The organism is Campylobacter jejuni, assembly GCF_001457695.1.
GTDB lineage: Bacteria > Campylobacterota > Campylobacteria > Campylobacterales > Campylobacteraceae > Campylobacter_D > Campylobacter_D jejuni.
In genome coordinates this window covers 1,656,960-1,680,353 of the sequence record NZ_LN831025.1, presented here as the reverse complement: position 1 = coordinate 1,680,353, position 23,394 = coordinate 1,656,960, and the positions used below count along the sequence as shown (strand labels likewise).

The 23,394-nt window shown below is 30.9% G+C and carries 23 protein-coding genes and 4 tRNA genes; 8 read left to right on the top strand and 19 right to left on the bottom strand.

Going from position 1 to position 23,394, the window contains the following annotated elements; all coding sequences use genetic code 11:
- Positions 1-52 precede the first annotated feature (52 nt).
- From AT682_RS08530 to sdaA, 3 genes are all read left to right on the top strand, one after another.
- On the top strand, positions 53-469 hold the full coding sequence (locus tag AT682_RS08530) for a PepSY-like domain-containing protein (RefSeq protein ID WP_002843383.1): 417 nt from the start codon (positions 53-55) through the stop codon (positions 467-469).
- Between the two features lie 260 nt (positions 470-729).
- The gene (gene sdaC / locus AT682_RS08525; protein ID WP_002867557.1) at positions 730-1,980 is read left to right on the top strand and encodes an SLC5/6 family protein; all 1,251 of its coding nucleotides are present in this window, start codon (positions 730-732) and stop codon (positions 1,978-1,980) included.
- 14 nt (positions 1,981-1,994) lie between these two features.
- Positions 1,995-3,359, top strand: coding sequence for an L-serine ammonia-lyase (sdaA, locus tag AT682_RS08520; RefSeq protein WP_002867558.1), 1,365 nt, complete (start codon positions 1,995-1,997; stop codon positions 3,357-3,359).
- A gap of 7 nt (positions 3,360-3,366) precedes the next feature.
- Here the strand turns inward: sdaA and AT682_RS08515 are convergent, their stop codons facing one another.
- From AT682_RS08515 to AT682_RS08485, 7 genes are all read right to left on the bottom strand, one after another.
- A complete protein-coding gene (locus AT682_RS08515; RefSeq protein WP_002860077.1) occupies positions 3,367-3,888 on the bottom strand; it encodes a hypothetical protein in 522 nt (173 codons plus the stop codon).
- Positions 3,869-4,849 (bottom strand): bifunctional diaminohydroxyphosphoribosylaminopyrimidine deaminase/5-amino-6-(5-phosphoribosylamino)uracil reductase RibD, encoded by a 981-nt coding sequence (gene ribD / locus AT682_RS08510; protein WP_002860076.1) that lies wholly within the window; start codon positions 4,847-4,849, stop codon positions 3,869-3,871. The genes AT682_RS08515 and ribD overlap by 20 nt, the downstream gene beginning before the upstream one ends.
- Positions 4,850-5,083: 234 nt before the next feature.
- Positions 5,084-5,171, bottom strand: a tRNA-Ser gene (locus tag AT682_RS08505).
- 21 nt (positions 5,172-5,192) lie between these two features.
- Positions 5,193-5,266 (bottom strand) — tRNA-Cys (locus AT682_RS08500).
- An 18-nt stretch (positions 5,267-5,284) separates the two neighbouring features.
- A tRNA-Leu gene (locus tag AT682_RS08495) sits at positions 5,285-5,373 on the bottom strand.
- 9 nt (positions 5,374-5,382) lie between these two features.
- Positions 5,383-5,457, bottom strand: a tRNA-Gly gene (locus AT682_RS08490).
- A gap of 71 nt (positions 5,458-5,528) precedes the next feature.
- Positions 5,529-6,281 carry a hypothetical protein gene (locus AT682_RS08485; protein WP_002882730.1) on the bottom strand — a complete coding sequence of 251 codons (753 nt, stop codon included), beginning with the start codon at positions 6,279-6,281 and terminating at the stop codon, positions 5,529-5,531.
- Between the two features lie 72 nt (positions 6,282-6,353).
- Between AT682_RS08485 and mutY the strand changes: the two genes are divergently transcribed.
- Positions 6,354-7,373: an A/G-specific adenine glycosylase gene (gene mutY / locus AT682_RS08480; RefSeq protein WP_002882731.1), complete on the top strand. Its 1,020-nt coding sequence runs from the start codon at positions 6,354-6,356 to the stop codon at positions 7,371-7,373.
- On the opposite strand, the gene kgtP is transcribed toward mutY, so the two are convergent.
- Complete coding sequence (gene kgtP, locus AT682_RS08475; RefSeq protein ID WP_002882732.1) at positions 7,359-8,618, bottom strand: MFS transporter; 1,260 nt, start codon at positions 8,616-8,618, stop codon at positions 7,359-7,361. The two genes, mutY and kgtP, sit on opposite strands and share 15 nt — an antisense overlap.
- Before the next feature lie 165 nt (positions 8,619-8,783).
- On the opposite strand from kgtP, the gene AT682_RS08470 reads away from it, so the two are divergent.
- Complete coding sequence (locus AT682_RS08470; protein ID WP_002882733.1) at positions 8,784-9,641, top strand: radical SAM/SPASM domain-containing protein; 858 nt, start codon at positions 8,784-8,786, stop codon at positions 9,639-9,641.
- On the opposite strand, the gene chuD is transcribed toward AT682_RS08470, so the two are convergent.
- Genes chuD through chuA form a run of 4 tightly spaced genes read right to left on the bottom strand, consistent with a single transcriptional unit; the run spans position 9,638 to position 14,310 of the window.
- On the bottom strand, positions 9,638-10,444 hold the full coding sequence (gene chuD, locus AT682_RS08465; protein WP_002882735.1) for an ABC transporter substrate-binding protein: 807 nt from the start codon (positions 10,442-10,444) through the stop codon (positions 9,638-9,640). The genes AT682_RS08470 and chuD overlap by 4 nt on opposite strands.
- The gene (gene chuC, locus AT682_RS08460; protein ID WP_002882736.1) at positions 10,441-11,217 is read right to left on the bottom strand and encodes an ABC transporter ATP-binding protein; all 777 of its coding nucleotides are present in this window, start codon (positions 11,215-11,217) and stop codon (positions 10,441-10,443) included. Before chuC ends, chuD begins: the two co-directional genes overlap by 4 nt.
- Entirely contained in the window at positions 11,217-12,203 is a 987-nt protein-coding gene (chuB, locus tag AT682_RS08455) for a FecCD family ABC transporter permease (protein ID WP_002882737.1), read from the bottom strand. The genes chuC and chuB overlap by 1 nt, the downstream gene beginning before the upstream one ends.
- Positions 12,178-14,310 carry a TonB-dependent receptor gene (gene chuA, locus AT682_RS08450; protein WP_002882738.1) on the bottom strand — a complete coding sequence of 711 codons (2,133 nt, stop codon included), beginning with the start codon at positions 14,308-14,310 and terminating at the stop codon, positions 12,178-12,180. Before chuA ends, chuB begins: the two co-directional genes overlap by 26 nt.
- Positions 14,311-14,503: 193 nt before the next feature.
- Between chuA and AT682_RS08445 the strand changes: the two genes are divergently transcribed.
- Positions 14,504-15,247: a HugZ family heme oxygenase gene (locus AT682_RS08445; protein ID WP_002882739.1), complete on the top strand. Its 744-nt coding sequence runs from the start codon at positions 14,504-14,506 to the stop codon at positions 15,245-15,247.
- A 13-nt stretch (positions 15,248-15,260) separates the two neighbouring features.
- On the opposite strand, the gene prfA is transcribed toward AT682_RS08445, so the two are convergent.
- The 6 genes from prfA to ispDF all read right to left on the bottom strand — a co-directional run bounded on the left by prfA (position 15,261) and on the right by ispDF (position 20,331).
- The gene (prfA, locus tag AT682_RS08440) at positions 15,261-16,328 is read right to left on the bottom strand and encodes a peptide chain release factor 1 (RefSeq protein WP_002882740.1); all 1,068 of its coding nucleotides are present in this window, start codon (positions 16,326-16,328) and stop codon (positions 15,261-15,263) included.
- An 18-nt stretch (positions 16,329-16,346) separates the two neighbouring features.
- A complete protein-coding gene (gene rpsT / locus AT682_RS08435) occupies positions 16,347-16,610 on the bottom strand; it encodes a 30S ribosomal protein S20 (RefSeq protein ID WP_002856547.1) in 264 nt (87 codons plus the stop codon).
- Positions 16,611-16,688: 78 nt separating this feature from the next.
- Complete coding sequence (pgpA, locus tag AT682_RS08430) at positions 16,689-17,189, bottom strand: phosphatidylglycerophosphatase A family protein (protein WP_002882741.1); 501 nt, start codon at positions 17,187-17,189, stop codon at positions 16,689-16,691.
- 4 nt (positions 17,190-17,193) lie between these two features.
- Positions 17,194-18,354 (bottom strand): sulfate adenylyltransferase, encoded by a 1,161-nt coding sequence (locus tag AT682_RS08425; protein ID WP_002882744.1) that lies wholly within the window; start codon positions 18,352-18,354, stop codon positions 17,194-17,196.
- Positions 18,332-19,219, bottom strand: a complete 888-nt coding sequence (locus tag AT682_RS08420) for a DNA-binding transcriptional response regulator (protein ID WP_002882746.1) — start codon at positions 19,217-19,219, stop codon at positions 18,332-18,334. The genes AT682_RS08425 and AT682_RS08420 overlap by 23 nt, the downstream gene beginning before the upstream one ends.
- A complete protein-coding gene (ispDF, locus tag AT682_RS08415; protein ID WP_002882747.1) occupies positions 19,216-20,331 on the bottom strand; it encodes a bifunctional 2-C-methyl-D-erythritol 4-phosphate cytidylyltransferase/2-C-methyl-D-erythritol 2,4-cyclodiphosphate synthase in 1,116 nt (371 codons plus the stop codon). The genes AT682_RS08420 and ispDF overlap by 4 nt, the downstream gene beginning before the upstream one ends.
- Positions 20,332-20,454: 123 nt before the next feature.
- On the opposite strand from ispDF, the gene mrp reads away from it, so the two are divergent.
- Together mrp and dapD are read left to right on the top strand one after the other, a co-directional pair.
- A complete protein-coding gene (gene mrp / locus AT682_RS08410) occupies positions 20,455-21,561 on the top strand; it encodes an Mrp/NBP35 family ATP-binding protein (RefSeq protein WP_002869767.1) in 1,107 nt (368 codons plus the stop codon).
- Between the two features lie 25 nt (positions 21,562-21,586).
- The gene (gene dapD, locus AT682_RS08405) at positions 21,587-22,747 is read left to right on the top strand and encodes a tetrahydrodipicolinate N-succinyltransferase N-terminal domain-containing protein (protein ID WP_002882748.1); all 1,161 of its coding nucleotides are present in this window, start codon (positions 21,587-21,589) and stop codon (positions 22,745-22,747) included.
- Between the two features lie 23 nt (positions 22,748-22,770).
- On the opposite strand, the gene hisIE is transcribed toward dapD, so the two are convergent.
- Positions 22,771-23,394, bottom strand: a complete 624-nt coding sequence (gene hisIE / locus AT682_RS08400; protein ID WP_002882752.1) for a bifunctional phosphoribosyl-AMP cyclohydrolase/phosphoribosyl-ATP diphosphatase HisIE — start codon at positions 23,392-23,394, stop codon at positions 22,771-22,773.

Here is a 23,394-nt window from a genome sequence, read left to right as displayed (position 1 = left end):
CACAGTTTTGAGTTAAACTTTCGCCAACCAAGACAAAAAAAAAGGAGAAATTATGAAAGCAAAACTAACTTTACTTGCTTTGTTGGGTACTACGGTGCTTTTAGCTAAAGATATGGTTGTTCCTGCTAGCGAACTTCCAAATAATGCCAAAGAATTTATTTCTAAAAATTTTAAAACCGCTCAAATTGGTTTGGTGAAAAAAGACATAGATTCTTATGATGTGATTTTAAATGATGGAACTGAAATTGATTTTATGATCAATGGAGAGTGGAAAGAAGTTGATGGAAAATATAAGGCTTTGCCACATACTATCTTACCTAATGTTATGAAAAAAGTGAGTGCAACTCAACCAAATGCTCAAATTCTTGAAGTAGACAAAGAAATTAATGGTTATAAATTTAAGTTTAATAACAATATGGAAGTTTATACAGATATGCAAGGAAATATCCTAGGTCAAAAATTAGATTAATTTTTGAAAATTTAACTCCCTTAGAAAATTTGATGCAAAAATTTGGAAGCATAGTCTTCCAAATTTTTATTTTTTGATTGTAAAACCCAAAATATATTTAGTTTTAAAATAATACTTTATTGATACAAGTGATTGTTTTTTTATAAAATTAAATTTACAAAATGTTACATAAGATTTAAAATATTTTTTTTTAAAAAATAATTATTTATAAATATTTTGCTAAAATAAAAGAGATGTAATCTTAAATTTAAGGAAGAATAATGAATACTCCTAAATGGACTAGTCACGATACAAGGTGGGTTTTATCTCTTTTTGGAACAGCTATTGGAGCCGGCGTACTTTTGTTACCTATTAGTGCTGGGCTTGGTGGATTGATACCTTTGTTAGTTATACTTGTTTTAGCTTTTCCTATGACTTACTTAGCTCATAGAAATTTATGTCGCTTTGTGCTTTCAAGTTCTAATCCAAAAGATGATATTACTTTTGTTGCAGAAAGTTATTTTGGCAAAGGCGGTGGATTTTTAATTACACTTTTGTATTTTTTTGCTATTTTGCCTATTTTATTGGTTTATAGTGCTAATCTTACAACAACTTTGCTTGAGTTCTTAATCAATCAGTTCAATTTCAATGCAGATCTTACTCATGCTGCTCGTTGGTGGGTGAGTTTTTTGATTGTTGGAGTTTTGGTTTTGATTTCTATTCTTGGTGAAAATGTTGTAACAAAAGCAATGAGTTTTCTTGTTTTTCCTTTTATTATATTTTTATTTATTTTTTCATTGCTTTTAATTCCACAATGGAATTCATCATTATTTGCAAATGTTGATTTTTCCGTAATTTCAACAAGTAATTTTTGGGTTACTTTATGGCTTGTTATTCCTGTGATGGTATTTAGTTTTAATCACTCTCCTATTATTTCTTCACTTGCTTGTTATTGTAAAAAAGAATATGGTGATTATGCTGAACCTCGCGCTAGAAAAATTATTTCTTTGGCAATTATTCTTATGGTTTTTGTTGTAATGTTTTTTGTTTTTTCTTGTGCTTTAACCTTTACACCAGAAGATTTTGCATCAGCAAAAGATCAAAATATCAATATTCTTACTTTTATAGCAAATAAATTTCCTGAAGTTTCTTTACTAGCTTATGTTGGACCTATTGTTGCACTTGTGGCTATTAGCAAAAGTTTCTTAGGACATTATCTTGGTTCTCAAGAAGGCTTAAATGGCATTTTATATAAAGCAAGTAATGGTAGAATTCAAGGTAAATTCGCTCAAACTTTAACAGCGATCATTACCTTTGCTATTGCTTGGCTTGTTGCGTATAAAAATCCAAGTGTTATAGGAATTATCGAGGCTATTGGTGGCCCTGTTTTGGCTATTTTGCTTTTCTTAATGCCACTTTATTGTATTTATCGTTTTGATATTTTGGCAAGATTTCGTAATAAATTTTTAGATCTTTTTATTTTGGTAATGGGGATAGTTGCAATTTCTGCTGCAATTCATGATCTTTTATAAATTAAGGATAAAAAATGAGTAATTTAAGCATTTTTAAAATAGGTGTTGGTCCTTCTTCTTCTCATACTTTAGGGCCTATGCTTGCTGGAAATTTATTTTGTAAAAAAGTCGCTAAAAAGCTTGATGAAATTGATAGAGTTGAGGTTACTCTTTATGGTTCTTTGTCATTAACAGGTAAAGGACACTTGAGTGATAAGGCTGTAATTTGGGGGTTAAATGGCCTAGAAGCTAAAAATTTAAGCACAGCAATACAAGATGAAGTAAATAAAAATGCTATTGAAAATGCTCAAATTGATTTTTGTGGTGAGAAAAAACTTTGTTTTAATTATGAAAAAGATTTGATATTTTCCAAAGATTTTTTACCTTTACATGAGAATGGTATGAAGATTAAAGCTTATGATTGTAAAGGTGGGTTAGTTGATGAAGAAACTTATTATTCTGTAGGTGGAGGCTTTGTTTTAACAGCTGCACAATTAGAAAAAAAAGGTAAAAATTCCAACCAAAATAAAAAGAAAAAACTAGATATAGAGCTTAACAATGCAAAAGAAGCTTTAGAGCTTTGCGATAAAAGAGATTGGGATTTAGCAGAGCTTTCTTATCGTTACGAATTGCAATTTCACACTAAAGAGGAAATTCGTGCTTATTGTCTTGAAATTTGGGAAGTAATGCAAGAAGTGTATTATAATGGCACTCATCCAAATGAAGATTATTTGCCTGGAAAACTTCATTTAAAGCGTAGAGCTAAAGGACTTAAAGAAAGAGTGGCGATGACAGCTGATCCTATGGGCATTATCGATTTTATTTCTTTATATGCTATTGCGATTGCTGAAGAAAATGCTAGCGGAGCAAAAGTTGTAACCGCACCAACAAATGGAGCATGTGCTGTTATCCCTGCTGTTATGCTTTATCTTAAAAACCATACTATAGGTTTTAGTGATGAAAAGGCTATAGAGTTTTTATTAACAGCAATGCTTATAGGTTCTTTTTATAAGAAAAATGCAAGCATTAGCGGAGCAGAAGCAGGCTGTCAAGCAGAAATTGGTAGTGCTAGCTCTATGGCAGCTGCAGCTATGGCAACAGTTTTAGGGGCTAATGCTTTTAAAGCATGCAACGCTGCTGAAATGGCAATGGAACATCATCTAGGTTTAACTTGCGATCCAGTTGCAGGGCTTGTGCAAATTCCTTGCATAGAAAGAAATGCCTTTGGAGCTATTAAGGCTATAAGTGCTGCTAGAATGGCAATGACACGCAAATCTACTCCTATGGTAAGCCTTGATGAGGTTATAGAAACCATGTATGAAACAGGAAAAGATATGAATTATAAATACAAAGAAACTTCTTTAGGTGGTCTTGCTACAAATTTAAAAACAGTATGCTAAAGTGTTTTTACACTTTAGTGTATTTTTTCATTCTTAGACTTAAAAATTCTTTCATTTCTTCTTTGGAAAAACTTTTAAGAATACGAATTTGCTTAAAAAGCAAGCCAAGATTGATTACTCCCATCACTAAAAGCAATAAGCAAATCATTAAAAAAACAAGATCTATGGCTCCAAATTCATTAATCATAGCCAAACTTGCAAAAAATACGCTCGCTAATAACAAAAAAAATAAAAGCAATATTTGTTTTAATTTTGCCTCATTAAAATTATCGCAATTTTGAGTGAAATTTCTAAAAAGTATGATCTTTTTACCCAAATTTGAAACTAAAATTTCATCATTTTCTTTAAATAAGCCTTCTTTTAAACTTTGATAAAAAAAGATTTCATTGTTTAAATTTAAATCATCTTTGTAGCTTGATAAGGTGTAGTCTTTGTAAAAAAAGGATTTTAATTCATTTTTCTTTTCTATTTTAAATAATCTTAAATCATTTCTTGCATAAAAAAATCCACTAAAGTTCATAAATGCCATAAGTATCACTCCCTAAAAAATTCCTATAAAGTGGCTTGAAATTTAAAGGTATTGTAACATTTTTTTCATCATTTAAACTTGAACTTTGAAAAATCAAAAACATATCTATTCCATCTTTAAAGATTTTGAGAAAATTTTCTCCACCCTCATACATTAAAAATTTAGCCTCACTTGGAATTTGGGTATAAATTTGGCGGTTTGGAACTTTAAATAAAGGGATATTTTTATCAAAATTATCTATATTTTGACGGCTTAAGATACAAAGATTAGGCGCTTTTGCTTTGCAAAGCCTAGTATCTAGTATAGGGCGATCTTTTCTTATGGTTTCTCCACCGACTACAAGCAAATCAATCACCGCTCTAATTTTATGTGCATAAGTGCGACTTAGCTTATTGCTTACGATTTTGCCAAAAGGTGAGCCATTCATAGAAAGGGCTAATTTAAAAAGTTTAAATTGCCCTTTTTGCCATTTTAAAAAAGGTTTTAAAAGTTTTTTTCCTTCTTCTTTAAGTATGTCAAATTCAACTTCTATGCCTTGTTTTTTTAAAAATTCAGCTCCACCACTTGCGATTTTATTTTCATCTTTAACGCTGATGAAAATTTTTTTAAAACCTAGCTCGCTAAAGAGTTTTGCGCAAGGAGGCGTTTTTCCTTGATGAGAGCAAGGCTCAAGTGTGACAAAAGCTATACTATCTTTAAATACACCTTGATGGTTTTTGCAAATAAACTCATGTAAGGCGTTTACTTCTTTAGGCAATGAAATTTCAGGTCTTAAGCTTTTAAAAGCATGAGCTATGGCATTAAGTTCTGCATGAGCCAATCCAGCTTTTTCATGAGCTTTTATGGCTAAAATTTTTTCATTTTTATCTAAGATTACACAGCCTACGGCTGGATTTGGATAGGTTAAAAACTGATATTTCCAAGCCTCATTTAAAGCTAAATTCATATAAAATTCTTTCATTTAGCTACCTTGTATTTTAAAATTTGACATATTTTTAAAATTTTATATTTTTGTTTTAAAATAATAAATTCTAAATTTTCCATTTGTATTTCTTATTTTTAATTATATTAGTCATAGTTTTTCTAAGTTTTTTAGGATATAACAAAAATAGTAAGACCGAAGTATTATTTTTCATTTGTAGTATCCTTTATAATTTCAGGAATGATATAAGCTTAATAAACTAGAAAGTCTTGGTGGCCGGGAGAAAGGGATTCGAACCCCTGGAGGTGTGACCCTCAACGGTTTTCAAGACCGCCGCTTTCGACCACTCAGCCATCTCCCGATAAAGTAAAGTTTTGCCTTTTGGAGGCGACATCCGGATTCGAACCGGAGATCAAGGCTTTGCAGGCCCATGCCTTACCGCTTGGCTATGTCGCCCTGATAATGTTGAAAAAGTGGTGCCCGAGGCCGGACTTGAACCGGCACGGAAGAAAAATTCCGAGGGATTTTAAGTCCCTTGTGTCTACCAATTCCACCACCCGGGCGGGTGATTATGGAGCGGGAAACGAGATTCGAACTCGCGACCCCAACCTTGGCAAGGTTGTGCTCTACCCCTGAGCTATTCCCGCATAAATTTCTGAAAGATTTGAAGATAAAAGTATAGCAAAATAAACTTAAAAGGAGTTTATTTTGCCTTAAGTTATTTGCAAATAAATAAAGCTTTCGCGTTTAAAATTTGTTCTTTTTCGCTGATAATTGGAGATGAAAGTTCTATATTATCAGATTTTGCATTTAGCATTCTAGGTGCGATATTGGTATTGGCATTTACTTGTAAATTTTTCAATACACAAGTTTTATTAAGATCTAAAGAGTAAGTTTTTTCATATTCGTATGATGTTTTTAAAAGCTCTTTGTAGAGATTTTCTTTGTTGTTGTTTAGTGTATCTTTTGAAAATTTTGTTTGTATAGCTGGTGTTGAAACGCTGATGAAATTATTTTTAGCTATGATAGAATTGATGTCATTTAAAAGATTGTTAAAATCTGCAAGTTGGTTTTCTTTAAATTCACATTCTAAATTCGCATCAAATCTTTGACCTTTTGGAGTTTGTATACCATCTTTATAGGAAAAATTAGGTTCTAAAGAAAAACTTCCTCCGCTACAAAAATTTTCTTTTTTTGAGCGTTCTAAAATTTGATTGAAAGTATTTGTGATTTCAGCTTTTTCACTATTGTCTAATGTAATTTTTGAACTTAAATTTTCATTTGCCCAAAAATTAATATTTGCATATAAAATATCGGGTTTTAGTGTATTGCTTACTTCTATATTTCTTGAAAAATATAAATCATGATTAGAGTCTTTTTTGCCTAAAAATTCTACATTAAAAACTACTCCTGCAACAAAAAGTAATAAACATAAAAAACCTATACCTAAACCTTTAAAAAAAGCTAACATGGATATCCTTAATAATTTAATTTGAGCTAATTTTAGCAAAAAATTTTAAAATTTTTTGTTATACTCTCATTTATGCAAAAAAAAGAGCTTGAAAAACTACAAGAAAATTTACTTCTTTGGTATGAAAAAAATGGACGCAAAACTTTACCTTGGCGTAATTTGCAAAGTCAAAATTGTGATGAAAGTTTAAAGCATATTGATAGAGCTTATGGGGTTTATATCAGTGAAATTATGCTTCAGCAAACTCAAGTTAAATCAGTTTTGGAAAGGTTTTATTTCCCTTTTTTGCAAAAATTTCCTACTTTAGAAAGTTTGGCTAATGCTAATGAAGATGAGCTTTTAAAGGCTTGGCAAGGACTTGGTTATTACACTCGTGCTAGAAATTTAAAAAAGGCAGCTTTAGAATGTGTGGATAAGTTTGGGGCTAAATTACCCAAAGAAGTTGAGGATCTAAAAAAATTAAGCGGTATAGGAGCTTATACAGCAGGAGCTATAGCTTGTTTTGGTTATGATCAAAAGGTTTCTTTTGTTGATGGCAATATACGCCGTGTGCTTTCTCGTCTTTTTGCTTTGGAAAATCCTAGCATGAAAGAACTTGAAAAAAGAGCTAAAGAGCTTTTAAATGTAAATCATGCCTTTGATCATAACCAAGCTTTGCTTGATATAGGGGCTTTGGTTTGTGTGAGTAAAAATGCAAAGTGTGGGATTTGTCCTTTGTATGATTTTTGTCAAGGCAAATTTCATACAGAGCTTTATCCAAGAGCTAAAAAAATACTTTATGAGAGTGTAAATTTAAATCTTTTTTTGTTTGAATTTAATAAAAAATTTGCCATAGGGCAAAATCAAGATAAGCTTTATAAGGGTATGTATAATTTTCCTTTTTTTAAAGAAGGAGGGTATAAACTTTCTAAAGATATGAGTTTTGTAGGGGAGTTTAAGCACAGCTATACTAAGTATAAACTTAATATCAAGGTTTATCATCAAATTTTAAATAATGAAAATAAAAATTATGAATTTAAAACCTTAAAAGAGTTAGAAAGTACTGCACTTTCGGCACTTTCTTTAAAAGCGTTAAAATTAATTAAGCTCTGATTTTTTAGGCAAACATAAAGTAGCTATAAGCATGATGATTGTAAAAATAGCTATATAGATAAAAAAGCCATTTTCTATACCTGCATTTTTAAATTGTAAAGCAACCCAAGGAGCAGATCCTCCAAAAACAGCATTTGAAATAGCATAACCCAAACCTGTCCCTAAAGCTCTTACATGTTCAGGAAAAAGTTTTGCTTTAAAAATCCCAGCAACTGAAGTATAAAAACTTAAAATAACAAACAATAATACCACCAACATAAATGTCAAAGAAGGATTATTTTGTGCGTTATTGGCTATAAGTGAAAAAATAGGATAAATTCCTACCAATGCCAAAATACAAAATACAATTAAAGATCGTTTGTGTCCTATTTTATCTCCTATATATCCAAAAAGAGGTTGAATGATCATTAGTATAAATAAAGCACCTAAGAAAAGATTATTAACAAGCATTTTATCCATACCCGTATTTTCCATAAAAGTTTTAGTATAAGTTGTAATAGTATAAAAAGCTAAAGAACCTCCAGAAGTAACCCCAAGCACCATTAAAAAAGGTTTCCAAGATTTGCATAATGCTTTTAAAGTACCACGATCTTCATGCTGGTGAAGTTTTGTAGCACTTTCATTCATCATTTTTCTTACAAAAAGCGAGCCTAGTGCTAAAATTCCGCCTATTACAAAAAGTATTCTCCAAGTATAATCTTTCATATCATCAATGCTAAAAAATAAAAACATTATACTAATGCTTGCAACGGCCAAAAGTTGACCACCTATTAGTGTTACATACTGAAAAGATGAGTAAAAACCGCGTTTTCCTTCTGTAGCAAGTTCTGAAAGATAAGTAGCTGCTATGCCATACTCCCCGCCTACACTAAGACCTTGAATGAGTCTTGCTATTAAAAGTAAGATAATAGCAAGATCGCCCACTGTATCTTTGCTTGGTAAGGCTGCTATCATAAAAGAGCCCAAAGCCATTAAAACCACTGATATAACCATAGATTTTTTACGACCTACTTTATCAGCTAAAGAGCCAAAAAGCCAAGAGCCTATAGGACGCATAAAAAACCCTGCTGCAAAAACCCCAAAGGCATTGATTTGCTGGATAACAGGATTATCTGAAGTTGAAAAAGTATGAGCAAAATAAGTTGCTGTAAAAGCATAGATATAAAAATCAAACCACTCTACTAAATTTCCGCTACTTGCAGCAATAATAGAGCGAATTTTTTTCGTGCGAGTAAGCTCTTGCATAAACCCTTCCTTAATTTTAGATTTTTATTTAAGTATAGTGTGATTTTTGTTTAATATATTTAAAAATAAAGAAGAGAAATAAAAAAGATAAAAATATCGATAAAAATGTTACATATTTTAATAAATTTCATAAATTTTGGTAAAATGTTTACTCTAGGAAATATAATGAAATTTAAAAAAATATATATAGAATTAAGTGATATTTGTGGTTTAAAATGTGATTTTTGTCCTTCTCAAAAAGGAATTCGCGGGGTAATGAGTGAAGAAAAATTTCAAAACTTAGCTTATGAAATTTCTAATAAAGCTGAGCTTTTTACCTTTCATCTTTTGGGCGATCCTTTGCTTTTACCTAATTTGGAAAATTATCTAAAAATCGCAAAAGATGAAGCTATGAAACTTGAAATCACTACAAGTGGCTTTTATCTAAATTCTAAAAATCAAGCTTTATTGTTAGGGTATGAGAATATCCATCAAATCAATATTTCTTTAATGTCTTTTTTAAGTCAAAGCAAAATTTCTTTAGAACAGTATTTTAAGCCTATTTTAGAACTTTGCAAAAAGCATTTAGAGCAAAAAAGCCTTTCTTTTATCAATCTAAGACTTTGGAATTTAGATGCTAATTTTAAAGCACCTAAGTCAAATTTAAAAATTTATGAGTTTTTAGCTAAAGAATTTGAAGTTAAGATCGATACAAACTTAAGTAAAAATCGCTTGCAAAGACATATTTTGCTTCATCAAAATAAACTTTTTAAATGGCCAAATTTAAAAGATGAACCCCTTTATAAAAAAGGAAAATGTCATGCTTTAAAAGAGCAAATTGGGATTTTAAGTGATGGAAGTTTAGTGCCTTGCTGTTTGGATACTAAAGCAGATATTAACTTGGGAAATGTTTTTGAAAATAACTTTGATAAGCTTTTTAAATCATCGCGTATAAAGATGATGAAAAAAGCTTTTGAAGAAGATAAACGCATAGAAAAACTTTGTCAAACTTGCGAATTTTTTAAAGCAAGATTGGGTGATTAAAAATTGTTATTTTCTAGCTTTGTTTTAAATTCTTGAATTCTATCTATTATCTTAGGACTAAGGCGTAATAATATAGGTGTATCTTTGTTAAAATAAATACTTCCTGTTTTAACTGCTTTGGTATTTTTCAATAAAGCATTTGTATCTAAAAGATTGTTTTTGGCATTCATTCCAAGAATGAGTATGTCTGGATTTTGTTTCAGTATATATTCTGCTGATATAACAGGTCTTGAAATTTGACTTTGCGGACTTAAATTTTTAATCCCTATGAGTCTTAAAATATCAGCTATTAAAGAATTATCATTAAAGGCCATTAAAGGGTTGCTAGAATAAAGATAAATCGCACTTTTATTTAGGGGTTTATCGCTTAATTTTTTAAATTTTTGGTTAAATTCTTGTTTTAAAAGCTCTGCTTCTTTTTCTTTTTTCGTGATTTGACCTAAGGTTGTGATATTTTTTGTTATATCTTCTAAATGCTCGGCTTTTAAATTGATGCTTTTGATACCAAAATTTTTAAGTCCTTCTTCTAAATTTAAAGAATAAGAGCTTAAAATCACCAAACTTGGTTTTAATGCTACTATTTTTTCAAGTGAAGGATTTGAAAAAGTGCCTACGCTTGTAAGTTTTGAGGTTTGATCTTTAGGATAGATATTTGAGTGTTGTAAAGTGGCAATGCCTACGATTTGATCTTCAGCCTTAAGCATAAAAAGGGTTTCTATGCTTGCAGGATCAAGCACTACAAGGCGTTCTTTTGCATTTAGTGTGATTAAAAACAAACTCATAATAATTAAAATTTTTTTCATTTTTTCTCCTTTAAAGCTAAAATATAAGGTTTAGAATTTTTATAAATAATCTCGCAGTTTAAATCATAAATTTCTTTTAAAATTTCTTGAGTAAAAAGCTCTTTACTCGTTCCAAAATACTTTATTTCCCCTTCTTTTAAAAAAAGGATTTTATCGCAAAACATAGAAGCTAAATTTAAATCATGCAAGATAGCAACAACGGCTATATTTTTTTCTTTAACTCGTTTTTCGCAAAGGCTTAAAAGCTCTATAGCATAGTTTAAATCAAGGGCTGAAGTGGGTTCATCTAAAAAAAGAATTTTTGGCTTTTTAAGCAAAGCTCTTGCTAAAAGCATTCTTTGAAATTCACCCCCACTTAAAGAAAGTATGCTTCTTTCTAGAAAATTTTCAAGTCTTAAATCCTTAGCAAATTCTTTAATTTCTAAAATATCTTCTTTAGAATAAGAACTAAAAGCGTGTTTTAAATTCGCATATTTACTCATTAAAAGCACATCGATGACTTTTAAAGGGGTGTTTAATTCTGATTTTTGAGGCACAAAGCCACAAATTTTGGCAAATTCCTTAAGAGAAAAATCTTTGATATTTGTATTAAAAAGACTTATTTCTCCTTTATTTGGACTTAAATTTTTAAGTATAAGTTTTAAAAGAGTGCTTTTGCCTGAGCCATTTGGCCCTAAAATTCCTATAAAAGCCTGATTTTTAAGTTCTAAATGAATGTTTTTTAGTAAATCTTTTTGGTGATAAGCAAAGCTTAAATCTTGTATTTTTAGCATTATAAAAATCTCCTAGCACTTAAAGCCAAGTATAAAAAAATAGGAGCTCCAAAAAATGCAGTTAAAATTCCAATCGGAATTTGTACAGGGGCTAAAAGAGTTCTTGCTAAAGTATCACAAATAAGTAAAAATAATCCTCCAAATGCTGTACATAAAGGGATAACTAAGGCATTATCATAATTTTTAAGCAAAAGTCTTATAGTATGAGGAATGATGAGTCCAACAAAGCCTATAAGTCCGCTAAAAGCAACCGCAAAAGATACAGCCAAGGATGAGACGATGAGTAAATTTATCTTTAATTTTTGAGCATTTACCCCTAGATTTCTAGCTTCATCATCTCCGCTTAAAAGTATGTTTAATTCGTTTTTATGAGCGTAAAAATAAAACAAACAAAAAATTAAAGGCAAGATTAAAATTCCCACACGAAACCAAGAAGCATTGCCTATATTTCCCATAAGCCAAGCGACTATTTTAAAAGAATCCTCGCCTATAAGATAAGTGAAAAAAGAAGTAAAAGCTCCTAAAAAAGATGAAGCTGCTATGCCGATAATGAGTAAAGTCGCTATAGAAGCTTTAGAAGAAATTTTAAAAACTCCTAGGGCAAAAAAGGCAGAGCAAACAAAACCTAAAATTCCATAATAATAATCATTCAATTTTAACAAATACGCCAAAACCGCTCCAAAGGTTGCCGCAGAAGCTATACCTATGATATAAGGATCAGCTATAGGATTTGAAAATACATTTTGAGTGATAGCCCCACTACTAGCTAAAAGCATACCGATTAAAATCGCCATTATAATGCGTGGTAAGCGTCCATCTATGATGATTTGTCTTAAAATTTCATCTTGGCTAAAGATATATGAAAAAAGTTCTTTTGGGTTTAAATTCTCATCTCCTAAGCAAAGTGCTATAAAAGAAGCGATTATATAAGCTACCAAAAGCCCTATAATCACTAAAATTTTAGAATGCGTATTTAAATTCAACATAGTAGTTTCTGCCATTCCCAACTAGGTATTGATCATTTATACTGTCTTGATAGGTGTAGTATCTTTTATCGAAAAGATTGCGAATTCCTGCTAAAATTTGTAATTTTTTATAATTATATTTCATGCCAATATCTGTTAAAAAATAATCCCTTATCCAAGAATTTTTAGACATTTTTCCTGTATTTTCATTTATAGTTCCACCATCTTTTGCTCTAGAAAAATAGGTTAAATCAACAAAATTTGAGAAATTTTTATTCCAAGCGTATTCAAGCCCAGCTGTGGCTTTGATTTTTGAAACATAAGGAATTCTCATGCCGTCATTAACACCTTTAGAAATTTTAGCATCAAGATAAGTTAGACTTTCTCTAAAGATTAAATCATCATCTAAAAAATTTTGACTCAGACTTAATTCTACTCCTAAACGGCGAGTTTGATCTATATTATAATATTTCCACCAAGATCCACTAGTAGAATGAGGGTTTCCAAGATAAGAAATTTCATCTTTGCTTAGAGTGTAAAATAAAGTTAGATTAAAGCCGTAAAAATCCCACCAAAAATCATCAATACCTAGTTCAAAGGTATCAAAGATCTCAGCTTTTAGGTTCGACGAATAATAGGGTGGTATTCCATTACCAGTTTTGTTGCGATTGACAAATTGAGCAGGTGTAGGAGAAACAAAACCTCTTTCGTATTTAAGATAAAGATTGCCTGTGTCAGAGTATTTAAAGTTAGGGGTGATTTCAAAAGCAAAATTATTGGTGTTTTTATCGGTATCAAAAAGGGTTGTTGAGTCTGTGATTATAGGATTTGATGATGGCGGTCTTCCGTTCATACTCATTTCATTTCTATAAGATCTATTGGTATTATAAGTGCTAAATTCATATCTAGCTCCACCGGATAAAGTGAAAAATTCATTAAAATTATGAGAATCAAGAGCGAAAATAGAATGGCTTTGTTTAGTCATATCCATTAAAGTTGTCATCCTGTGATAATTTATGACACCTGGAACGCTATAATACACCAAACTCTTTCTTTTTGCATCATGGTTTGTAAATTCATAACCAAAAATAAAATAAGAATTATTTGCATAATTTAGCTTGTTTTTTAAACTTATCCCTGTAAGTGTGTCTTCAAAACCACTTCCATTTTGATAAGCTGTAGTTCCCATCATAGAAATTTCATCTTTTAGATAATTGATCTTTTGATTTTGCCAAAAAGCTTCTAGGTTAAATTCCCATATATCATCAAAATAGTAATGATAATCCAAAGAAATTTCAGGGCGATTGATTTGTGTGATATTGTCACTATTGCCTTTTTGGGTTGGATCGCTTTGAGCTTGTGCTTTTGTTAGATAGCCACTGCTGGTATTTTTGCTTTTAAAATAATTATAACCCAAAGTTAAATCGCTATTATCATTGATATCAATATAGGTTTTTGTGTTGATAAAATAACCTTTTTCATTATAACCTTCTTGATATCCATCAAGGTTAAAACTTTGTATATCAAAGCTAAAAGCTAAATTTTCATTTATTTGTTTGGCGCCATTGATACCTAAATTTCCACCTAGTCCACCATGATCATAGGCACTGCTTTTTAAATTTATAGCAAAAGCATCTGATTTTTGTTTTTTTGTAATGATATTAATCACGCCCCCTCTAGTACCACTTCCATAAAGCACAGATCCACCCCCAGGTATGATTTCTATGCGTTCTACATTATCTAAATTGATACTATCTAGCGGGGTTACACCATGGGAATTATCAAGAACATTAATAGCACGCCCATCGATCATAACTTTTACAGCTATATTGGACTTATTTCCTTGTCCACGCATGTCTATATTGCGTCCAAGTCCAAAATTTACAAAACTAATGCCTGAAATTCTTTCTAAGGCTTGTTCTAAGGAAACATAACCTTTATTTTGCAGATCTTTGCCTTCAATGCTGATTACATTGCGTAAATTTGAGTCTGCATCTTGTTCAAAACCTGTTGCACTAACAACAACTTTTTGTAGATTGATAGCTTCATTTGATTCTTGTGCATTTAAATTAGTTATTAGTAATAATGCAAATAAAGATAAGTTAAAAGCTTTTTTATTTGGGTGCAAATTTTACTCCTTAAATAAAATAAATAATGATAATTTATATCATAATAATTTAGGATGAAATTTATCCTTTATTAACTTAATTTAGTATAAATTTTTGATAAAATAGATAATTTTTATATTTTAAGTTATTTTTAATTTGATAATTGATACCATTTTTTTTAATATTTTATTTTAAAATCAAGAAAGGATAAAAATGAATTTTGAAAGCATTATTTTTCATATGAATGATCATCATAAATCAAATTTAGTTGATCTTTGTAAAAAATTTGGTGGTATTGAGCAAGTGCAAGATGTTTTTCTAAAAAGTGTTGATTTTAATGGCTTGGATCTTGTTTACAATGATAAAGAAAATTTACGAGTGGAATTTCCTAAAAAAGCCGATGAAAACACGATTAAAGATACTATAATATCCCTTTGCATGAGTGCAAAGAGCGAGCAAAATTTTAGTGGAGTAGAAAAAGAATTAAATGAATTTATGCTAAGTTTTAATTCTGTAGCTTTGGCAACTTTAAATGCAAATGGAGAAGTTGTTTGCTCGTATGCACCTTTTGTAAGCACACAATGGGGAAATTATATTTATATAAGTGAAGTAAGCGAACATTTTAACAACATCAAAGCAAATCCAAACAATATAGAAATAATGTTTTTAGAGGATGAGAGTAAAGCCGCTTCTGTTATACTTCGTAAAAGATTGCGCTATAGAGTAGATGCAAGTTTTTTAGAGAGAGGTGAAAGATTTGATCAAATTTATGATGAGTTTGAAAAACAAACCGGAGGAGAAGGAGGCATTAAAACTATACGCAAGATGCTTGATTTTCATCTAGTAAAGCTTGAATTTAAAAAAGGACGCTTTGTAAAAGGTTTTGGTCAAGCTTATGATATAGAAAATGGAAATGTCGCACATATAGGTGCTAGTGGAAATCGACATAAGCATTAATTTATATAAAGTCTTATAAATTTTGTTCTTGTAAAGCTTGGGCTTGATGATGAGTGATTAAAGGTTCTATGATTTCATCAAAAAGCCCATCTTGCATAATGGCATCTAAGCGATATAAAGTAAGATTTATTCTATGATCGCTGATACGATTTTGTGGAAAATTGTAAGTGCGAATGCGTTCGCTTCTATCTCCGCTTCCTACTTGAGATTTTCTTGCTTCACTTTCTTTTGCCAGTCTTTCACTTTCTTGCATTTCATAAAGCCTTGCTTTTAGGACTTTCATCGCACTTTCTTTATTTTTGTGTTGGCTTTTTCCATCTTGATTGACTACAACTATACCTGTAGGGATATGAGTGATACGAACAGCTGAATCAGTAGTATTTACACTTTGTCCACCATGTCCTGAAGATCGCATAACATCAACTTTAAGATCGTTTGGATTGATTTCGATTTCTATATCATCAACTTCTGGCATTACTGCCACGGTGATAGCAGAAGTATGCACGCGTCCTTGGGATTCTGTTTGAGGAACTCTTTGAACACGGTGCGTTCCACCTTCATATTTAAGTCTTGAATAAGCCCCTGTTCCTTTAACAAGCATGATGATTTCTTTAAATCCACCTACACTTCCTTCGCTAGAGTTTACAATCTCAAGTTTATAGCCGCGATTTTCAGCATATCTTGCATAAGCTTTTACAAGATCTCCTACAAATAAAGATGCCTCATCTCCACCTGTGCCTGCACGAATTTCAAGAAAAATATTTCTTTCATCATTGGGATCCTTAGGAAGAAGTAAAATTTTAATCTCTTCTTCAAGTTTTGGTTTTAATTCTTCTAAAGTTTTTAGTTCTTCTTTTGCAAGTTCCCCAAGTTCTGGATCGTTTAGCAAAGCTTTATTTTCTTCTATATTGTCTAAAGTTTTTAAATACTCTTTAGCTTTTGAAACGATAGGTTCTAAATTTTTTTGTTCTTTAGAGAGTGTAGTCATTTTACTGATATCGTTGAGTATATCAGAACTGCTAAGAAGAGAATTTAACTCTTCAAAGCGTTTTAAAAAAGGATCTAGTTTGCTAGCTAACATTAAAAACTATATAGAAAATTATGCGATTTTATTTACTAAAAGGGCTAAGCGGCTTACACGGCGAGAAGCAGTTTGTTTTTTAATGAAACCGCGACTTACCATAGCATGAATGCTTTTATTAGCTACTTTTAAAGCTTCATTAGCAGCATTTTTATCTCCATTTGCTGCAGCTTCTCTTACGGCTTTAGTTATATTTTTAAGTCTTGTTCTATAGAATCTATTTCTTTCTGTTTTTTTAATAGTTTGTCTTGCTCTTTTTTCAGCAGATTTATGGTTTGCCATTTATATTTTCCTTTTTTGAAATTAAAGACTAAATTATATAAGAATAAAATTTAAAATTTAATTAATTTAAGCAAAATTTCAAAATAAATCTTTTAAATTTATATCCCAAAAAACTAAATTAAATTTAAGTAAAAATCCGTAAATTACCGCACTTAAAAGTCCAGCAAACAATCCTGCTAGTATATCATCAAGCATTACACCTAGTCCGCCTTTGACTTTTTTATCTATCTTGCCAATAATAGAAGGTTTTGTAATGTCAAAGAGTCTAAATAAAACAAAAGCCAAAACAAAATTGACTATCGAGTTTTCAACACTTGCTGCAATAGCACAAGCAAGAAAAACTCCAGCAACTTCATCGATAACTATGTGTTTATCATCGTGAATTCCTGTTTTTTTTTCATAATCATCTATAACACGAATACTTGCAACAAAAATTAAAATGCTTAGTAAAAACAAAGTATTAATCCCGAGATATTTAAGTATAAAAAAAGCAGGTATTAAAGCAGCGATAGTACCAAAAGTCCCACTTGCCTTTTTTATAGAACCTGAATAAAAAAAAGTTAAAAATAATTTTTGCATTTTATTACACCATATAAGACATTTGATGAATTTCTAAAAGTTTTTGATAAAATTCTTCATCATTTTTGTATTCTAAAATTCCATCAGTTGGAAAAAGCTCATTATAAATTTTTTGCATATTTTTTAATCTATTTGGAAAAAGAGAAGTTAAAATAACACTAGATACTTCCTTGCGCATGAAAATTGCTGGAGGAATGATACCCGCTCTTAGTAAATCTTTTAAAGACTGAGAATTATAGTGCAAATGGTGATGACAACCATGAGGGCAAGATCTTGTGCTAACAATCATGCGACATTGATCGCAAAATACAAATTCAGGTAAAACAATCACTTCTATGCCATAGTCCTTGGAAAAATCATCAAGTATAGTTTTTGGTTGATTATCATCATAAAACATTCCAAGTCCTGTATGATTTTGTCCTACTACTAGTTTGGTACAACCTAGACTTTTTGCGATAATGCTTTCTAAGCCAGGATTTAAATGAGCGTGAAAAATATTAATATTTTTTAATGGAAAAATGAAAATTCTATCCGGTGGAAGATAGTTTTGAATAAATTTTTTCAAATATGCTTCTTTAAGTTCGAATTCAAACCCATTTGCATCAAAAGATTCTACAAGAAAAATTACAACTAAATCTGCTTTATCAATAGTCCAACGAAACATTCTTTCATGGGCACGATGCAAAGGATCAAAACTTGAAACTATAGCGGTAATTTTTTGTGCATTAAGATTGTTTTTGATTTGTTGAAAATTTTCTTTTATTTTTTTAATTTGAGAATTATAAATTTCTATTTTTCCACTTATGCAAGTTGTTCCCATGTCTTCTAAAGAGCAAGTGTTAGGACTGAAAATATCAGAAAAATTTTTATTATTTTTAAATTGGCTTTTAAAATCTATATGTCCTACTACTTTTTCGTCTAGTATGAGATCGATTCTATCGCCAGATTTTATATCATTTAGTGCTTCTTCAGCATTTTTTGGTGCAAAGCTTAAGGGATAGGGAAAACTTTCTCCTTTAAATTTTCCTGATTTAATGATTTCATTGACTTCTTTTTCATTCATTAAATGAGTGCAAGTGCCTAGCAAACCTTCTTTAATAAGTGACAAGATGCCAAATTCATTTTGATCTATGATAATGTTTTTATTTTTTCTTGCTGATTTCATATTTCTTCCTTTTTTCCCATAAAGATTTACGCGAAATGCCTAATTTTTTTGAAAGATCAGTATCAGGAAATATATTTTGGTAATTTATAATAACATATTTTACATACTCATCTATGGTTAAAATTTCATTGCTATCGATATTTTTTTCATTATCATTTAAATTAATGCAGTTTATTTTTAAATCATCTGTATTTGAATTGGTATGCAAAATAACATTTTTGTTTTGTATAAAATCTAGGAGTTTTTCCTTTTCTGCTGCTTTTAATGCTTGAAAATTACTTAAAAATAAAAGATTATTTTCTGTGGGAAGTTTCATAACTTTTTCAACTGAATTTGTAGATGTTAAATCAATAAAAGAAAGAGTAATGTCACATTCATTTGCATAATTAAAAACAAAAGCATCAGTACTGCTTTGCTTGTTGGATTTTAATATCAATGGAAGTTTTAATTTTTTATAATTATACTCTGGAATTTTGATTGTTTCTAATCTTGATTTGATATAGCTTTGATAAGCTTTATTAAGGATTGAAAGTTTTCTAAAATCCTGATAATGCTTTATTTTTCTAATCAGCTCTTCTATCATAAAGGGTTTTTGAATATAATCACTAGCACCTAATTTCAAAGGATTTGAAACTGTATCTGTACTTATATAAGAAATAAGCAAAATAATAATACTATGTTTAAACTGACCTACGGCTTTTAGAAAATTATTAGTATTTGTAGAAAGCAGTACAATATCATAGTATTTTTCACCATTGTATTCATCAAACGAGTTAATAATTTCACAGCTATATCCAGCATCACTTAGTTTAATGCTAATGCTTTGCGCTAGATAAATTTCATTTTCAATAATTAAAACTTTCATAATCTTGTCCAATCAAAATATTTTAAATTTACACTACTAAGCACCGCCATACCTTCTTTTCTTCCAATAAAACCCAATTTTTCCGTTGTTGTGGCTTTAACATTGATTCTAAATTCATCTAAATCTAAGGTATGAGCTATATTGCTTTGCATAGCTTGTTTAAAGTCTTTAAGTTTAGGGCTTTGTGCCATGACGCAAATGTCTATATTGATGAGTTCAAAACCTATTTCTCTGACTTTATCATAAGCCTGTTTTAAAAGCTCCATGGAGTTGGCATTTTTAAATTTCATATCAGTATCAGGATAAAGCTCTCCTATATCTCCAAGTCCTGCAGCACCTAAAATCGCATCGGTTAAAGAGTGAGCTAAAACATCTCCATCGCTATGTGCTTTAAGCCCCATAGTAGGATGAATTTGCACTCCTGCTAAAAGCAAAGGGCGATTCTCTCCAAATTCATGCACATCAAAACCATTGCCAGTAAAAATTTCAAAGCTAGGTTTAGGTAAATCAAGCTTTTTAAGATCTTCTTTAAAGGTTAGTTTGCTTGCATTTTCTTCACCTTCAACAAACCAAATTTTTCCACCCATTGCAGCTATAGCTGTGCTATCATCTGTAAATTCTAGGTTTTGATCCAAGGCTTTTTTAAGCAATTTGGTTTTAGAAATTTGCGGGGTTTGAATGAGTTTGATTTTTTCTCTTTGCAAGGCTTCATTGTCAAAAAGTGTTGTATCTGCAACTTTTAAAGCAGGGGTAATACAATCTGCTTTATCTAAATTTTCAATCAAACGATCAAACAAATTTTTACTCACCAATACCCTTGCTACATCACTTACCATAACAAATTCGCTATCTATGAGCTCTAAGGCTTTTTTTAAGGATTCTGCTCTGGTATCACCACCTTCTATGAATTCATAGTTTTTAGTAAATTTTTTCATATAAGTGATATTACTAGAGGTAACAACTATTTTTTTAAAAGGATAAAAAGAGCTTAAATTTTTTGTTGCATAAAGCCAAAGAGGGTCATTTCCAAGTCGTAAAAATTGTTTTTTTACCTTTGTGTTAAAACGAGTAGAATTTCCAGCTGCTAACATAATGAGGCTCATTTCACTCATTTTTTTCATTCCTCTTTTTAATATTGTTGGTTTTTATAATGTTACCATATTATACACTTATAAAAAGCTAAATTTTATCATTTTATTAGTAAAATTGATTTTTTTAAAAGACAAGGAAAAAATATGAAAGAACAAATTTTAGAGAAATTAAAAACTGTAAAATATCCTGGTTTTGAAAAGGATATAGTGAGTTTTAACTTTGTAAAAGATATTAAAATTCAAGATGATGGTGTATTTATTGATATAGAAATCGTTTCAGCAAATCCTGAAGTAGCTAATGAAATTCGTAAAAATACTATTGAAGCTTTATCGAGTTTGGCTTTAAAAAATATCGAACTTAATATCATCACTCCAAAAATTCCTGAAGAAAAAAGTAATTCAAGAAGTGGAAAAAATATCGCTCCACAAGTAAAAAATTTCATCATGGTTTCAAGTGGAAAAGGTGGTGTGGGCAAATCTACAACTACAGTAAATTTAGCAATTTCCATGGCTAAAATGGGAAAAAGAGTAGGTATTTTAGACGCGGATATTTATGGGCCAAATATTCCAAGAATGCTAGGTGAAACCAAAACTCAGCCTGAAGTAGTAGGGCAGAGATTAAAGCCTATTTTAACTCATGGTGTTTATATGATGAGTATGGGGGTTTTGATCGAAGAGGGTCAAGGCCTTATGTGGCGTGGAGCTATGATTATGAAAGCAATCGAGCAACTTTTAGCTGATGTGATTTGGCCTGAACTTGATGTATTGTTTTTAGATATGCCTCCAGGAACAGGCGATGCACAAATTACTTCTGCACAAAGTATTCCTATTACTGCAGGAGTTTGTGTAAGCACACCTCAAACCGTATCTTTAGACGATAGCAAAAGAGCTTTAGATATGTTTAATAAGCTTCACATTCCTATAGCGGGTGTGATTGAAAATATGAGTGGATTTTTATGTCCTGATAATGGTAAAGAGTATGATATTTTTGGCAAAGGAACGGCTGAGGATATGGCAAAAGCTTATAAAAGTGAAGTTTTAGCGCAAATTCCTATAGAAATGATAGTAAGAGAAGGTGGAGATGAAGGCAAGCCTGTGAGTTTTTATCACCCTGAAAGTGTGAGTTCAAAGCGTTATTTAATGGCGGCTGAAAAAATTTGGAGCTTTATAGAAAAGATTAACAATGAAGGTGGTGCGGATAATTCTGCTATACAACCTGTGATGAATGGAAAAAGTGCGTGTTCGCATTAAAAATTAAGTGGATAAGGAAAAGAAAATGATTAATACTAAAGAAGATTTTTTACTTTTAATCAAACAAATCGAGCAAAAAAGTGGCTATAAAAAACCTAAAGCTTTTGGTATAGCAAGGCTTGATAGAGGACAGCTAAATAAAAATAAAATCTTGCAAGCAAGTTTTGCTTTAATTAATTACGAGCAAAATTTTGGCTCAGCGGCAATCATGCTTGAAGCTTTTATGCAAAGGGGTGTGGAGATTGATTTTAATGCGAGCGAGTTTGTGCAAACTTTAAAATTAGAAGATATTGATTTTGCACTTTCTTGTTTTAAACCTTTTTTAGAAGAAGAGGGGCATCAAAATATCGATTTATTAAAGATTATCAAAGATAAATTTAAAGACGATGAATTTGCTTTTGTTTGTCTTTTTGAAGATAAAGAACCTTTAAGTGTAGAAAGTGTTTATCTAAAACTTTATTTGCTTTCTACTAAAAAAGTATCTTTAAGAAGTATCAATCTAAATGGAGCTTTTGGACTTTTAAGCAATGTAGCTTGGAGTGATGATAAGCCTATCGAGCTTGAGTATTTAAGAGCAAATGAAATGCGTTTAAAAATGAGCAATCAATATCCAAAAATTGATTTTGTTGATAAATTCCCAAGATTTTTAGCGCATATTATCCCTGAGGATAATACAAGAATTTTGGAAAGTTCTAAAGTAAGAATGGGTGCATCTTTAGCAGCAGGAACAACCATCATGCCAGGGGCAAGTTATGTGAATTTTAATGCAGGCACAACAGGAGCTTGTATGGTTGAAGGGCGTATTAGCTCGAGTGCTATAGTAGGAGAAGGTTCTGATGTGGGTGGCGGAGCTTCGATTTTAGGTGTTTTAAGTGGAACAAGTGGCAATGCTATAAGCGTAGGTAAGGCTTGTCTTTTAGGGGCTAATTCAGTGACAGGAATTCCTTTAGGGGATAATTGTATAGTTGATGCAGGTATTGCGGTGCTAGAAGGAACAAAATTTTTGCTCAAAGATGCTGAGGAACTTGCTAAACTTAATCCTTATTTTAATTTTGATAAAGAAATTTACAAAGGCTTAGAGCTTAAAGGTTTAAATGGGCTACATTTCCGTCAAGATTCTATAAGCGGTGCTATGATAGTAGCTTTAAATAAAAAAGCAGTCAAACTTAACGAAGCCTTGCATTGATATAAATTCATTTACATAAAGCTTTAAGCTTTATGCCTTTCTTTCAACTTTGAAATCACATCTGAGAAACTAAGATTTGCATCTGCAAGTAAAACACTTAAATGATACATTAAATCCGCTGCTTCACAAATAAGCTCTTCTTTATCTTTTACTGTCGCTGCTAAAGCTGTTTCTACGCCTTCTTCACCAACTTTTTGTGCGATGCGTTTTGTGCCACTTTTGAAAAGTTTTGCTGTATAAGAAGTATTTTCATCGGCATTTTTGCGTGCATTGATAAGCTTTTCAAGTCTGGCTAGAAAAACAAAATCCGCATTTTTAGAAATTTTTTCAAAACAAGAAACATCGCCCGTATGACAAGTAGGCCCTACAGGATTTGCTAAAATTAAAAGCGTGTCATTATCACAATCTAAGCTTAAATCTATGATATTTAAGAAATTTCCACTTTCTTCACCCTTCATCCAAAGACGCTGTTTTGTGCGTGAAAAAAAGACTACTTTGCCACTTTCTAAGCTTTTTTCTAAGGCTTCATTATTCATAAAGCCTAGCATTAAAACTTCGCAAGTTTTTGCATCTTGGATGATGACAGGTAAAAGATGATCCACTTTTTGCCAAGCGATTTTTTCATTAAGTTCTTTGAAATTTTGCAT